Origin of the sequence: Gemmatimonas sp. (assembly GCF_036405635.1) — a bacterium.
Classification (GTDB): Bacteria; Gemmatimonadota; Gemmatimonadetes; order Gemmatimonadales; family Gemmatimonadaceae; genus Gemmatimonas.
This window is the reverse complement of sequence record NZ_DASWXE010000112.1, coordinates 54540-67800: the sequence shown is the minus strand read 5'-3', so window position 1 is coordinate 67800 and position 13261 is coordinate 54540. Positions and strand designations below refer to the sequence as shown.

The 13261-nt window shown below is 65.0% G+C and carries 15 protein-coding genes; 1 reads left to right on the top strand and 14 read right to left on the bottom strand.

Translation table 11 applies throughout. The annotated features are described in order from the left end of the window. Positions 1-30: 30 nt before the first annotated feature. Complete coding sequence (gene kdsB, locus VGE27_RS09945; RefSeq protein ID WP_331049498.1) at positions 31-807, bottom strand: 3-deoxy-manno-octulosonate cytidylyltransferase; 777 nt, start codon at positions 805-807, stop codon at positions 31-33. Between the two features lie 143 nt (positions 808-950). Between kdsB and VGE27_RS09940 the strand changes: the two genes are divergently transcribed. Next, the gene (locus tag VGE27_RS09940; protein ID WP_331049497.1) at positions 951-1886 is read left to right on the top strand and encodes a TerC family protein; all 936 of its coding nucleotides are present in this window, start codon (positions 951-953) and stop codon (positions 1884-1886) included. 4 nt (positions 1887-1890) lie between these two features. On the opposite strand, the gene VGE27_RS09935 is transcribed toward VGE27_RS09940, so the two are convergent. The 13 genes from VGE27_RS09935 to plsX form a co-directional block, all read right to left on the bottom strand. After that, complete coding sequence (locus tag VGE27_RS09935) at positions 1891-2487, bottom strand: aminodeoxychorismate/anthranilate synthase component II (RefSeq protein WP_331049496.1); 597 nt, start codon at positions 2485-2487, stop codon at positions 1891-1893. A gap of 32 nt (positions 2488-2519) precedes the next feature. After that, positions 2520-3470, bottom strand: coding sequence for a site-specific tyrosine recombinase XerD (xerD, locus tag VGE27_RS09930; RefSeq protein ID WP_331049495.1), 951 nt, complete (start codon positions 3468-3470; stop codon positions 2520-2522). Beyond that, positions 3467-4096, bottom strand: coding sequence for a DedA family protein (locus VGE27_RS09925; RefSeq protein ID WP_331049494.1), 630 nt, complete (start codon positions 4094-4096; stop codon positions 3467-3469). The genes xerD and VGE27_RS09925 overlap by 4 nt, the downstream gene beginning before the upstream one ends. A gap of 60 nt (positions 4097-4156) precedes the next feature. Continuing rightward, complete coding sequence (gene ispF, locus VGE27_RS09920; protein ID WP_331049493.1) at positions 4157-4663, bottom strand: 2-C-methyl-D-erythritol 2,4-cyclodiphosphate synthase; 507 nt, start codon at positions 4661-4663, stop codon at positions 4157-4159. Further along, positions 4660-5724 carry a cyclic dehypoxanthinyl futalosine synthase gene (gene mqnC, locus VGE27_RS09915; protein WP_331049492.1) on the bottom strand — a complete coding sequence of 355 codons (1065 nt, stop codon included), beginning with the start codon at positions 5722-5724 and terminating at the stop codon, positions 4660-4662. Before mqnC ends, ispF begins: the two co-directional genes overlap by 4 nt. A gap of 30 nt (positions 5725-5754) precedes the next feature. Next, the gene (locus VGE27_RS09910) at positions 5755-6603 is read right to left on the bottom strand and encodes a menaquinone biosynthesis protein (RefSeq protein ID WP_331049491.1); all 849 of its coding nucleotides are present in this window, start codon (positions 6601-6603) and stop codon (positions 5755-5757) included. Between the two features lie 4 nt (positions 6604-6607). Further along, positions 6608-7807, bottom strand: coding sequence for a CofH family radical SAM protein (locus VGE27_RS09905; RefSeq protein WP_331049490.1), 1200 nt, complete (start codon positions 7805-7807; stop codon positions 6608-6610). 76 nt (positions 7808-7883) lie between these two features. Beyond that, positions 7884-9125 (bottom strand): beta-ketoacyl-ACP synthase II, encoded by a 1242-nt coding sequence (gene fabF / locus VGE27_RS09900; RefSeq protein ID WP_331049489.1) that lies wholly within the window; start codon positions 9123-9125, stop codon positions 7884-7886. Continuing rightward, a complete protein-coding gene (locus tag VGE27_RS09895; RefSeq protein WP_012683125.1) occupies positions 9125-9364 on the bottom strand; it encodes an acyl carrier protein in 240 nt (79 codons plus the stop codon). The genes fabF and VGE27_RS09895 overlap by 1 nt, the downstream gene beginning before the upstream one ends. A 105-nt stretch (positions 9365-9469) precedes the next feature. Further along, positions 9470-10228 (bottom strand): 3-oxoacyl-[acyl-carrier-protein] reductase, encoded by a 759-nt coding sequence (fabG, locus tag VGE27_RS09890; protein WP_331049488.1) that lies wholly within the window; start codon positions 10226-10228, stop codon positions 9470-9472. Then, positions 10228-11181 carry an ACP S-malonyltransferase gene (fabD, locus tag VGE27_RS09885; RefSeq protein WP_331049487.1) on the bottom strand — a complete coding sequence of 318 codons (954 nt, stop codon included), beginning with the start codon at positions 11179-11181 and terminating at the stop codon, positions 10228-10230. Before fabD ends, fabG begins: the two co-directional genes overlap by 1 nt. A 30-nt stretch (positions 11182-11211) precedes the next feature. Further along, a complete protein-coding gene (locus tag VGE27_RS09880) occupies positions 11212-12201 on the bottom strand; it encodes a beta-ketoacyl-ACP synthase III (protein ID WP_331049486.1) in 990 nt (329 codons plus the stop codon). Next, positions 12198-13259 carry a phosphate acyltransferase PlsX gene (gene plsX, locus VGE27_RS09875; protein ID WP_331049485.1) on the bottom strand — a complete coding sequence of 354 codons (1062 nt, stop codon included), beginning with the start codon at positions 13257-13259 and terminating at the stop codon, positions 12198-12200. Before plsX ends, VGE27_RS09880 begins: the two co-directional genes overlap by 4 nt. Positions 13260-13261: the final 2 nt, after the last annotated feature.

The window sequence follows — 13261 nt, the reverse complement described above, 5'->3', positions numbered from 1 at the left end:
AACGTGAACGTCGACGCATCAACTTCCGCATCATGCGGAGTGATACGCCGACGGATTGGCGGCGTGCAGGGCGTCCCAATGCGCATTGGCGCGCACCAGGTCGTCTTCGGTATCAATGCCCCCTTCCGTGGCTGCGACGGTGGTCACACCGATCGACAAACCGTGGGCGAGAGGCCGGAGTTGCTCGAGCCGTTCGATCAGCTCGAGAGGGTGTGGAGGCCAGCTGACCCATTGCTGCAGCGCGTGCCGCGCATAGGCATAGACCCCCACGTGTTGCCGGACGAGCGGAGCGAGCACCGCCGCGTCGGCGGTGTCCCGCAGGAACGGAATCGCCGCTCGTGAAAAATAGAGGGCGCGACGGTCATCGGCGCAGACCACTTTCACGACATCCGGCCGCTGCAGGTGGTCCGCAGGCACCGGGACGGCTGCCGTGCCGATGGGTGCCAGTCCGGACGTCACAATCTCCACCGCGCCGGCGAGGGCCTCCCCAGAGACAAATGGCTCGTCACCTTGCACATTGAGGAGAACGTCAAAACTGGAAAATTCCGGGCGGGCGGCGACTTCTGCGACACGATCGGTGCCGCTGGGATGCTCGGCGCTGGTCATCACCACCGGAATACCGTGACGGGCGCAGGCTTCCTGCACTTCGGCGTGGTCGGTGGCGACGACACAGTGGTCGGCGACTCCCAGCTGCACAACACGCTGGTAGACCCGGACCACGATGGGTTCGCCTCCGAGGAGGCGAAGCGGCTTGCGGGGCAACCTGGTCGCGCCGAGGCGCGCCGGAATCACCGCGAGGACAGGCATTGGCCTGGGCATCAGCCGAGGCACACGCCGAGGTGAGTGCCGGTGCATCGGGTCAGTGTTGCAGCAAATTTCACGCCAACTAAGATACGCCGTTCGGTCCACGAAGGCAAACAGGACCGGCCGTTACCTCCCTTCCCGCAGGCATGCCGACAACAACGTGGTGGATTGGCTTCAACGCCCTGGTGCTGTTTCTCCTGGCGCTGGATCTCGGGGTGTTCAATCGCAAGGCGCATGCGGTGTCCGTCAAGGAGGCACTGGGCTGGAGCGTGGTCTGGATTTCGCTCGCCGTGTCGTTCGGACTCTGGATCGGCCATGAAATGGGCCGCCAGTCGATGCTGGAGTTCTACGCCGGCTATCTGGTCGAACAGGCGCTGTCGGTGGACAACCTGTTCGTCTTCATCCTGATCTTCGGTTATTTCCGCATCCCGGCTGAATTGCAGCACCGGGTGCTGTTCTGGGGCATTCTGGGCGCGCTGCTCATGCGTGGCGCCATGATCGGAGCCGGTGCGGTGCTGATCGCCCAGTTCCACTGGGTCATCTACATCTTCGGCGCGTTCCTCGTGATCACCGGCATCCGCATGGCCATGGGCGGCAATGAGGAGATCGAGCCAGAGGCCAATCCCGTCATTCGTCTCGTGCGGCGGGTCATTCCCATCACCACGCGGTTTCACGGCGAGCACTTCTTTGTGCGGGAGTCGCTGACGCCCGGCGGAGCGGTGCGCCTGATGGCGACACCCCTGTTCGTCGTGCTCGTGCTGGTGGAAACCACCGACGTGGTGTTCGCTGTGGACTCGATCCCGGCCATTTTCGGCGTGACTCGGAATCCATTCCTGGTCTACACGTCGAACGTGTTCGCCATTCTGGGCCTGCGTTCGATGTACTTCGTGCTCGCGAACGTCATCACCAAGTTCCACCTGCTCAAGTACGGGCTCTCGGTGGTGCTGGTGTTCGTGGGCGTGAAGATGCTGGTGTCGGAGATCCGGCCGATCGGGATCGGCGTGTCGCTCGGCGTGGTCGCGGTGGTGTTGGTGTCGAGTGTGTTGCTCTCGCTCGTGATCCCGCCGAAGGAGCGGTCGTAGAACGCTATCGTTGGCTCGGGACCGCCGTCCTCGCCATCGTCAGAAAATTCACGAGCAATGTGCGGCCATGCTCGGTGAGAATCGACTCCGGATGGAATTGCACGCCCCACACAGGATGGGTGCGATGCTGCAGGGCGTGAATCTCGGACGCGTCGTCGGTGGCGACGGCGGTCACCATCAACTCGGACGGCAGGGTTTCGCGCTTCACCACCAGTGAGTGGTACCGCATGACGCCAAACGGCGACGGGACATTGGCAAACAGTCCCGTCCCGTCGTGCACGAGCTGCGACATCTTGCCGTGCATGACACGCGAGGCGCGCACCACGTCGCCGCCGTACGCTTCACCGATCGCCTGGTGGCCGAGGCATACGCCCAGCAGCGGGATTTCGCCGCCATAGCGCCGGATCACGTCCACCGAGATGCCGGCTTCGCGCGGAGAACACGGCCCGGGCGACACGACGATCGCGTCGGGCTCCATGTCGCCCACCTGATCCACCGTGAGCGCGTCATTGCGGTGCACTTCGATCTGCTCGCCGAGCTCGCCGAAGTACTGCACCAGGTTGTACGTGAACGAGTCGTAGTTGTCGATGACGAGCAGCATGACGGCGTGGGCTGGCGCGCTGGGCCGCTGGCTCAGGAGCGCGGGTGAAACTGGCGGTGCACACTCCGAAGATACTCACGATCCACGTGGGTGTAGATCTGGGTGGTCGCGATATCGGCGTGACCCAGCATTTCCTGCACGGCGCGCAGGTCGGCCCCGCCCTCCAGCAGGTGCGTGGCAAACGAATGGCGCAGCGTGTGCGGGGACACCGGCTTTTCGATGCCGGCCATCTCCACGTATTTGCGGACGAGCTTCCAGGCCCCCATGCGCGACAGGGGCGCGCCGCGGCCGTTGAGGAACAGGATGCCCTTGCCCCCGCCCCGCTCCAGCACGGGCCGCAGCTCGCGCATGTACACGGCCACCGCACCGATCGCACTGCGTCCAATGGGCACCAGACGTTCCTTGTTGCCCTTGCCCAGCACCCGCACCAGGCTGTCTTCCAGCATCACGTCTTTTACCGACATCCCGATCCACTCCGATACACGCAGGCCGGCACCATATGCCAGTTCCAACATGGCGCGGTCACGAAATGCCAGCCGTTCATCGAGACCCGGTGCGGCCAGCAGACGCGTGACTTCCTCCACCGACAGCACTTCTGGAAGTGTGCGCCACCGCTGCGGTGTATCCAGTCGCTCGGTGGGATCGGCCGTGACCAGACCCTCCGCCACCATGATGCGAAACCACGTGCGCAGCGCCGATATGTTGCGGCGAATGGAGCTGCCGGCGAGCCCCAGATCCTTGAGGTGGTAGACAAACTCCCGCAGTGCGGCGGGCGTGATGTCCTTGGCCTGTGTGATCCCCATGGCCCGCATCTGCGACGCACAGCGAATCACATCGCGCCGGTAGGCCTCGACGGTGCGCGGCGACGCGCCTTCTTCGATCTGCAGCGCGTCCTCGAACGCTTGCAGGTGAAAGCCGCGCCGGACGGCCAATTCTTCGGCCGACGGCATTGACGGCGCGTCAGCCGGCTTCCGCTCACTCATCGGCCGCCGCCATCGGCCACCGCCTGTCTGCGGCGGCGCCACACCCACCACACGAGCAGCAGCACCAACGCCACGCCAACCGCAATGCCGCCGATCAATCGCTGCTGCCCGGCCACACTGGCCAGGAGTGTGTCTGCGTTTTCGCCGGCGCGAAATGCCAGCAGGCAGACGATGCCGTACCAAGCGCCAGACGCCAGCGTCATCGCGATACCGGCGCGCACCGCGCCAATAGCCAGCGCACCGGCCACCGGAGGCACCACCGCGCGAATGGCGGGCAGAAAACGGCTTACCACGACAGCCAGCATACCCTGCGCCTTGAAGCGCTCAGCGAATCGCTCACTGGCGTCGGCCGGCAACAGCGCCGGGAATCGCCGCGACAGCCACGGCAGCCCGAATCGATGGCCTATCCAGTACATGAACATCGCGCCGCCAATGTTGCCCACCATGGTGGCCGCCCACACGCCAAGCGCGGTACCGTTGCCTCTGGCTGCCACAAAGGCGCCCAGCGCGATCACCGTGTCGGCCGGCAATGGGGGAAACACATTCTCGGCGAACGCGGCCAGCACGATCGCACCATACAGCAGTGGATCGGGCAGCGTCGACAGCCAGTCGAGCAGTTCACGCATGAGTTCCGGGCTCCCTTGGTGTTACGAGTGGTGCCCGGAGCGCAGCGCTTCCGGCCAGCGTCACATGCTGCCGGTGTCGACGGGCAGGATGGAGGCGGTGGCTATCACGCCAAGCCCTTCTTCCCGACCAATCCACCCGAGTCCTTCGTTGGTCTTACCCTTCACGAAGACTTCCGTGCTGTCCACGCCGAGCACCGATGCCAGTCGCTCGCGCATGGCCGCGCGATGGGGGCCGATCTTTGGACGCTGGGTGATGACCGTGACGTCCACATTGCCCACACGCCAGCCCGCGGCATGCAAACGCTCCACGGCGGCGGCGAGCATGATCACCGAGTCCTTACCCTTGTTGGCCGCGTCGGTGTCGGGAAACATCTCGCCAATGTCGCCCAGCCCGGCCGCGCCGAGGATGGCGTCGGTGATGGCGTGACAAATCGCGTCGCCGTCCGAGTGACCGGCACAGTGGCGATCCGCAGGGATGTCGATGCCGCCCAGGCGCATCGGCCCCCCCTCACCGAAACGGTGCGAGTCGTATCCGATACCCACCCGCATGGTGCGACCTGCGTTCATGCGGCAGCCGATGCGTCGGCGGCGACTGCGGGTGCCGCGACCGGATCGCTCGTGAGCAACGAATAGTCCTGACGACGACGTGCTGGTGTGAAGCCGGCATCGACGATGAGTCGATCCAGTTCGTTGGTCGTAGTGCGGTGCGTGGTGTTGGCCGCCGACACCACGTTTTCCTCGATCATCAGTGAACCGAAGTCGTTGCATCCGAAACGCAGCGCCATCTGCCCCACCTTCATGCCCATCGTCACCCAGCTCGACTGCAGATTGGGCACGTTGTCGAGCACGATGCGGGAAATGGCGACCGTGCGCAGATACGTGGTCGCGTCAGTCTTGGGCATGTGCGACATGGCCGGCGTATTCTCGGGCTGCAGCGGCCACGTGATGAACGCGGTGAAGCCATTGGTGCGGGCCTGGAGTTCGCGCACGCGCTGGAGATGCTCGATACGTTCGGCCAGGGTCTCGCCAATGCCGTACATCATCGTCACCGACGTCTTCATGCCCTCGTTGTGCGCGAGCTCCATGATCTCGAGCCAGCGATCGGCGCCGGCTTTCTTGGGCGCTGCGATGTCGCGCACGCGCTGCACGAGAATCTCGCCGCCGCCGCCCGGGATGGAGTCGAGGCCGGCCGCCTTGAGCTCGCGAATCACGTCACGCGCATCCATGCGGAAACGCGTCGCGAAGAAATCCACTTCGCTGGGCGAGAAGCCGTGGATATGGATGGGATGATGCCGCTTGATGTAGCGCATCAGGTCCAGGTACCACTCGAACGGGATGTACGGGTTGTGCCCACCCTGAATCAGGATCTGCACACCGCCGAGTGCCTTGGTCTCTTCGATCTTGTCGCCGATCTGCTCGTAGGAGAGGGTGTACCCTTCCCCGTGCTTCGGTCGGCGATAGAACGCGCAGAAGCCGCAGTCCGCCACACAGACGTTCGTGTAGTTGATGTTGCGGTCGACGATGTACGTCACGATCCCGTGCGGATGCTTGGCCTCACGGACGCGGTCCGCTTCGAGGCCCAGTTCCAGCAGGGGCGCATTCGTGTAGAAGTCGAGCAGGTCACGCATAGTGGCGACTCTTTGCTGGCAGATACGCGGTCAGGCGGCGGGGAGGAAGGCCAGCGTCCCATTGGGCACGCGACCCGCCAGCACCAGCCGACGGAAAAACTCGGTCAACCCCGCGAGGTGCGGGTACGACAGTCGGTAGTCGAGTCCTGCGAAATACTCGGCGCACGCCTCGATCGGCACGCCGCTCGCTTCCGACGCCTGCTGCGACAACACATCGAGATGCTCGAGTCCCCAGTCACGCGAGGCGATGAGCGACGCGTGCGCGGAGAGCGCTTCGTGCACCGGTGTGGCACGACGCGCCACCCACACGGCGAACACGAACGGCAACCCGGTCCATGCTTTCCACGCGGCGCCGAGATCCTCGCGCCAGGGATAGCGCTCGGCCCATGCGCCGCCACGCGTGCTGTCGTCGAAGAGCTTGAGCGCCGCATCGCCAATGACGAGACGGGCATCGTGTGGCTCGTCCTCGAAGCGCGCGATGTCCGACATCTCGGCGTCACCCGGCACAAATTCCGGACGGCAGCGCCACACATGTTCGAAGAGCAATTCGAGCAGCGCCACCGACGTCATGCTGCTGCGGCTCACCACCACACGGCGTCCGCCGAGGTCCTGCGGGGCGCGCTTGCTGAACAGCATCACGCTGCGCACGGGGCCATCACTGGTGATGCCGATTTCGGGAAGCAGCAACAGCTTGGTCGCATCACGCGCATACTCCACCGCCGACACGACACTCACGTCGAGCTCACCGGCTGCCATGAGCCGATTGAGGTCGGTGGGCACGCCATTCACCAGCGACCCCGCGAGCGGCACGATGCCACGATCGATGGCACCGTACACGGGGTAGCAGTTGATGTACCGGATGCGGCCGACGCGGAGCATGGAATCAGGACGCGGCGGCGGTGAGCACGTCCGATTCCGGCAACGCTGTCTCGCCAGTCTCGTCGGGGCCGAACTCCCGGAGCACGCGATAGAACGAATCGCGCTCAGCAGGCACCTTGCCGGCGCCGCGAATGAGCGTCAGCAACTGTGGCAACGTCATGCCCTGCGGCGTATGGGCGCCGACGGCGTGATAGATCTTCTCGCGCACCACCGTGCCCTCGATGTCGTTCACGCCGAAGTGCAGCGCGAGCTGCGACACAGCTGACGTCACCATGATCCAGTGCGACTTGATGTGCTCGAAGTTGTCGAGGAACAGCCGTCCCACGGCCAGGTTGCGCAGGTCGTCAGCGCCCGTCGTGGATGTGCCCTGGCGACCGAGTGTCTTGCCCAGCTCGTTGTCGTCGGGGTGATAGGCCAACGGGATGTACGCGAGGAATCCGCCGGTCTCATCCTGCAGGTCACGCAGCATTTCGAGGTGCTGCATACGGTCTTCGATGGTCTCCACGTGACCGTAGAGCATCGTGCAGTTGGAGCGGATCCCGAGCTGATGCGCGGTGCGATGTACGTCGATGTAGTCGGTGCCGCCGAGCTTCTTGTTGGCGATCACATCGCGCACGGCCGCACTGAATGTCTCGGCGCCGCCGCCGGGCAGTGTGTCGAGGCCGGCCTCGCGCAGGGCGATGAGCACATCGGCGCGGCTCATCTTCTCGATGCGCGCGATATGCGCGATCTCCACGGCCGTGAGCGCCTTGATGTGCACCTGCGGGTGCCGTTCCTTGAGCGCGCGGAAGAGCGTCTTGTAGTACTCGAGCCCCGCCTGCATATCGAGGCCGCCGACAATGTGGAATTCGCGGGTGATGGTGCCATCGGCACGATCGGATTCCGCGAGTGCCTGGTCGAGCGTGTAGCGATAGGCGCCCTCTTCCTTGGGCAGCCGCGCGTATCCGCAGAAGGCGCACGTGGTGCGCAACACGCAGATGTTGGTGGGATTGATGTGCTGGTTGGACGCGAACGTGACGCGGTCCCCATGGCGTGCGCGATTCGCGGCATCCGCCATGGCACCCACCCCGAGCAGATCGGGAGAGCGAAAGAGCACCACACCATCTGCAACGGTGAGGCGCTCCCCGTCGATCAGCTTCTGGCCGATCGGGAGGAGCGCCGAATCGCGCAGCCTGGACAGATCAAACGGGACAGCGAGCGGCATCAGGACATCCGGACGTTGGCGCGACGATCACGTCAGCTGATCATCGCGCGTCACCTCGACCGCGGTCCCGACGGTGCTATTCGGTAAACCGTCGGAGTGCGATCGAGACGTTGTGACCACCGAAGCCGGAACTGTTCGACATGGCGATGCGCACCGGACGCGCCTTGGGCGTGTTGGGCGTGACATCGAGGTCGCACTCCGGATCGGGAGTCGTGTGATTGATCGTGGGGGGAATCATGCCATCGCGTACAGCCAGTGCGCAGGCGATGAATTCCACGCCCCCGGCGGCGCCAAGCAAATGCCCGGTGGCCGACTTGGTGGAGCTGACGGACAGTGCCTTGGCATGCTCACCGAACACCGATTTGATCGCCTTGATCTCGTTCGCGTCGTTGAGCGGCGTGGAGGTACCGTGCGCGTTGATGTAATCGACCTCGGAGAGGTCGAACCCACCGTCCTTGATGGCCTTGCGCATGGCGCGCTGCAGGCCCTCGTGGGCATCAGGCTGGCCCGTGAGGCTGTAGGCGTCACCCGTGGCACCATACCCCACGACCTCGCCGTAGATGCGCGCGCCGCGGCGGCGTGCGTGCTCGAGTTCCTCGAGCACCACCACACCGGCCCCTTCGCCCAGCACGAACCCGTCACGCGTCGCATCGAACGGGCGCGACGCCGTTGCCGGCGTGTCGTTGCGTTCCGAGAGCGCCGTCATGTTGCCGAAGCCGCCAATGGCCATCGGCAGCACGGACGCTTCCGAGCCTCCGGTGATCATGACATCGGCGTCGCCGTACACGATGGTGCGGAAAGCCTCGCCAATGGCGTGGGCGCTCGTGGAGCAGGCCGACACCGTGGCGTAGTTGGGGCCCTTGGCACCAAAGCGCATCGACACCACACCGGCCGCGATGTCGACGATGTACATCGGCACGAAGAACGGCGAAATGCGACGATTGCCGGAGTTGATCAGCACCGAGTGCTGCTCTTCCATGGTGGCCAGACCGCCGATGCCACTGCCGATGATCACGCCGCAGTCCTCGGGCACAAAATCACCCGCTGCGAGGCCGGCGTCCTGCATCGCCTGCACGGACGCCGCCATCGCGTACTGCGTGTACAGGTCCGCGCGCTTCGCTTCCTTGCGGTCCATGTACAATCCCACATCGAAACCCTTCACCTCACAGGCGAAGTGCACCTTGAAGGCGCTGGCATCGAACTTCGTGATTGGTGCCCCACCGGACACCCCAGCCAGCAGCGACTGCCAAGTCGTCGCCACGTCGTTTCCGACAGGCGTGACCGCCCCGAGCCCCGTGACGACGACCCGCCGCCGCATCAGCCGCCGACCTTCGCCTCGAGATAGGCGACCGCGTCACCCACCGTGCGGAGCTTCTCGGCGTCTTCGTCGGGGATGTCGATGTTGAATTCCTTCTCGAACTCCATCACCAGCTCGACGATGTCGAGCGAGTCAGCGCCAAGGTCCTCGATGAAGCTGGCTTCGGGGGTCAGCTTCTCGCGCTCCACGCCGAGTTCCTTTTCGATGATGTCCTTGATCTTCGACGCGTGATCCGCCATGGGAACGGTTCCTCTGGAGTTGTTTGAAAGTGAGAGTGGGAAGTTAGCCGGTGCGCTGCGACACAGGGAGGGCCCGGGACGTCCCGGACCATCCTGACGGTCGCGTCACATTACGAGGCCACCATCTACCACGAAGACCTGGCCCGTCACATAGCTGGTCAGGTCAGAGGCGAGCACGAGTACCATGTTCGCCACATCGTCCGGCGTGCCCAGGCGCTCGAGCGGGATCCCGGTGCTCAGGGTCGCCCGCGCTTCGGCCGTCATCGCCGCTGTCATGTCTGTCTCGATGAACCCCGGGGCCACCACGTTGGCCAGGATGTTCCGCGACGCGAGTTCCTTGGCAATCGACTTGGTCATGCCGATCAGCCCCGCCTTGCTCGCGGCGTAGTTCACCTGCCCCTTGTTGCCCATGATGCCCACGACGCTGGCCATGTTGATGATCCGGCCCCAGCGACGCTTCATCATGCCGCGGGTGGCCGCACGACACGTCGCAAAAGCGCCGCGCAGGTTCGCGTCGATCACCGCGTCCCAGTCGTCGTCCTTGATGCGCATCATCAGGTTGTCGCGCGTCAGCCCGGCGTTGTTCACGAGGATGTCGAGCTGACCAAAATCCTTTTCCACCGCTTCGATCAATGCGGCAGCTTGCGCCGTGTCCGACACATCGGCGGCATAGCCGCGCGCTTCCGCGCCTGTGGCGGCGGTGATCTCCTGTGCGGCCGCTTCCGCCTTGGCCGCATCACGCCCAGTCACAGCGACGCGCGCGCCGGCGCGTGCCAGCGTCTCAGCGATCGCGCGACCGATGCCGCGCGTGGAACCCGTCACCAGCGCGACGCGCCCGGTGAGATCAATGGCTGGCTTCGACATCACGCCTCCTGCTGTGCGAGTTCAAGCAGTTTCTCCACGTCGGCCACGGTGCCGCACGCCATCGTCTTGACCGACGGCGCAATGCGACGGGCCAGTCCGGTCAGCACAGCGCCGGTGCCGATCTCCACGAACACGGCGTCGGGGTGACGGTCGGCCAGTGCGCGCATCACGCGTGTCCATTGGACCGGCGCAGTGAGCTGCTGCACCAGCAAGGCGCGCGCATCGGCGGCATTGCTGATGGCTTCGGCATTCACGTTCGCCACCACCGGTACCTGCGGATCCTGCCAGGCTTCTGCGTCGAGCGCCGCCGACAGCCCCGCTGCTGCGGGCTCCATGAGCGGCGAATGAAATGCCCCACTCACTGGCAGCGGCAGGCAGCGCTTCGCGCCGGCTTCTTTCGCCAGCTCCATCGCGCGTTCGACGCCCGCCACTTCGCCGGAGATGACCACCTGCTCTTCGCTGTTGTAGTTGGCTGGGACCACCAGCCCACGCTCACGGGTCGCCTGCGCGCACAGCGCATCGATATCAGCCGTAAGCACGCCGAGGATGGCCGCCATCGCGCCGGGACGGGCGATGCCCTGTTCGTACATGAGTGTGCCGCGCTGACGCACAATACGCGCGGCGCCGGCGGCTTCCAGTGCACCCGTCACGTGGTAGGCCGAGAATTCGCCCAGTGAGTGACCAGCCGCCGCGCGCAGGCGCGTGCCGATCGCATCGCGCACAACGGCCCAGACGGCCGCACTGTGTGCGAGCAACGCGGGCTGCGCATTCAGTGTGCGCGTCAACTCATCGGCCGGGCCTTCGAATGCCAGTGTGGACAGCGTACTGCCCACGGCGTCGTCGATTGCATGGTAGACCTCGCGCGCTGCGGGAAACGCATCGTACAGGTCCTTGCCCATCCCCACCTTCTGCGATCCCTGACCGGGGAGCAGCAGCACAAATTCGGTAGCCATCATCCAGAACCAGCGTTGGTCAGGTGAAGATCAGAAACGCACGACGAGCGAACCCCACGTGAAGCCGGCGCCAAAGGCGGCAAACAGGACGGTCATGCCCTCCTTCACGAGCCCTTGCTCCACTGCGTCGTTGAGCGCAATCGGAATGGACGCGGCCGACGTATTGCCGAACCGGTCGACGTTCACAAACACCTTCTCCATCGGGATGCCCGCGTGCTTCGCCGTGGCTTCGATGATCCGGACGTTCGCCTGGTGCGGAATGAGCAGGTCGACATCGGCTGCCGTCAGTCGCGCGGCATCCAGCGCGCGATCCGTGGCCTCGGCCATCGAGCGCACAGCGTGCTTGAACACTTCGCGTCCCGACATGTGCACATAGTGCTGGCGCTGCGCGAAGGTCTCGGGCGAAAACGGCAGAACTCCACCGCCTGCCGGACGCCACAGCAACTCGGCGAGCGCGCCATCGGATCGCATGAAGTGCGACAGGACGCCGCGCTGTCCCTCTGAGCGCCGCATCACCGTGGCGCCCGCACCGTCGCCGAACACGATACACGTGTTGCGATCGGTCCAATCCACGATGCCGCTCAAGCGCTCGGCGCCGATCACCAGAACCGTGTTGGCGGTACCATTGGCGATCAACGACTCCGCGACAATGGTGCTGTACAGCCAACCCGAACACGCCGCCGAGAGATCGAATGCCGCAGCGCGTGAGCAACCCAACGCCGTCTGCACTTCTACCGCGGTGGCGGGCAGCAAGTGGTCCGGTGACGCGGTGCCGAGAATGATGATGTCGACTTCACCGGGATGGACACCGGCGCGTGTCATGGCCTGACGCGCGGCATCGGCCGCGATCGAGGTCAGGGTCTCACCATCTCCGGCAATGTGCCGCTGACGGATGCCGGTGCGTTCGATGATCCACTCATCGTTCGTATCGACGCCCATGGCGGCGATGTCGGCGTTGGTGACCACACGGCGCGGGACAGCATGCCCCGTTCCCGCGATAAAGGCAGCGGGACGCTTCACGTGGTCGGACCGTTCTTGTTCGTCGCGTCGGGTACGGAGGACGCATCAGGGAGGGACTCGGCGAGACGACGACCGATTTCGTCGGTCATACCCGATTCCCAGGCGCGGATGGCGACAGCGATGGCATTCTTGATGGCCTTCGGAGAACTCTTGCCGTGCGAGATGATGGAGACGCCGCGCACACCCAGCAGCGGAGACCCACCGTACTCCTCGACGTCGAACTGCTTGAGCGCGCCCAGTACCTGACGCGGATCGAGGTTGCCGACTTTCGAGACCATGCCGATGAGCATGGGGCCGATGCTCTCGTAGAACTTGAGGAGCACGTTGCCGGTGAAGCCATCACACACCACGACGTCGATGGCGCCACGATCGCAGGCACCGCGCGGGAGATCCCGCCCCTCGACGTTGCCGAGGAAGTTGAGACCGGCGGTGAGCAGGAGTTGGTGAGCTTCCTTGACGGCGGTGTTGCCTTTCTCCGCTTCTTCGCCGACGGACAGGAGGCCAACGGCCGGGTTGTCACGGCCGAGCAGGGCCTTGGCGTAGACGGTGCCGATACGGGCGAACTGGACGAGTTCTTCCGGGGCACAGTCGACATTGGCGCCGACGTCCAGCACCAGAATGGGCTGCGCGGCGGTCGGGAAGATCGTGCCGATGGCGGGCCGTGTAAGGCCGGCGTGCAGCTTGAGCAGCATGAAAGACACGGCCATCTGCGCGCCCGTGCTACCGGCGGAGACGAAGCCCTGTGCTGCCCCGTCGGCGACGCGTTTGACGCCGACGACCATGGAACTGTTGGGTTTACGGCGCAGCGCAGCGGAAGGCTTGTCCGTCATCTCGATGACGTCAGGAGCCTCCACGATGGTGATCCGATCGCGGACGTACGCCAACTCGGCGAGCTCGCCCGCCAACAAGGCGTCGAGCTCGGATTCGATGACGGCTGTCTGGCCGACCAATTCGATGTCGTGCTGCGGGGGCAGCGCTCCGAGCGCCTGGAGCGCTCCCGCGATGGGGGCCCGGGGGGCGAAATCCCCCCCCATGGCATCCACGGCGATGCGCGCCAAGC

Excerpts from the sequence above, each read along its gene's own strand:
- kdsB (WP_331049498.1), bottom strand. The coding sequence starts at position 807 with ATGCCTGTCCTCGCGGTGATTCCGGCGCGCCTCGGCGCGACCAGGTTG.
- VGE27_RS09940 (WP_331049497.1), top strand. The coding sequence starts at position 951 with ATGCCGACAACAACGTGGTGGATTGGCTTCAACGCCCTGGTGCTGTTT.
- VGE27_RS09935 (WP_331049496.1), bottom strand. The coding sequence starts at position 2,487 with ATGCTGCTCGTCATCGACAACTACGACTCGTTCACGTACAACCTGGTG.
- xerD (WP_331049495.1), bottom strand. The coding sequence starts at position 3,470 with ATGAGTGAGCGGAAGCCGGCTGACGCGCCGTCAATGCCGTCGGCCGAA.
- VGE27_RS09925 (WP_331049494.1), bottom strand. The coding sequence starts at position 4,096 with ATGCGTGAACTGCTCGACTGGCTGTCGACGCTGCCCGATCCACTGCTG.
- ispF (WP_331049493.1), bottom strand. The coding sequence starts at position 4,663 with ATGAACGCAGGTCGCACCATGCGGGTGGGTATCGGATACGACTCGCAC.
- mqnC (WP_331049492.1), bottom strand. The coding sequence starts at position 5,724 with ATGCGTGACCTGCTCGACTTCTACACGAATGCGCCCCTGCTGGAACTG.
- VGE27_RS09910 (WP_331049491.1), bottom strand. The coding sequence starts at position 6,603 with ATGCTCCGCGTCGGCCGCATCCGGTACATCAACTGCTACCCCGTGTAC.
- VGE27_RS09905 (WP_331049490.1), bottom strand. The coding sequence starts at position 7,807 with ATGCCGCTCGCTGTCCCGTTTGATCTGTCCAGGCTGCGCGATTCGGCG.
- fabF (WP_331049489.1), bottom strand. The coding sequence starts at position 9,125 with ATGCGGCGGCGGGTCGTCGTCACGGGGCTCGGGGCGGTCACGCCTGTC.
- VGE27_RS09895 (WP_012683125.1), bottom strand. The coding sequence starts at position 9,364 with ATGGCGGATCACGCGTCGAAGATCAAGGACATCATCGAAAAGGAACTC.
- fabG (WP_331049488.1), bottom strand. The coding sequence starts at position 10,228 with ATGTCGAAGCCAGCCATTGATCTCACCGGGCGCGTCGCGCTGGTGACG.
- fabD (WP_331049487.1), bottom strand. The coding sequence starts at position 11,181 with ATGGCTACCGAATTTGTGCTGCTGCTCCCCGGTCAGGGATCGCAGAAG.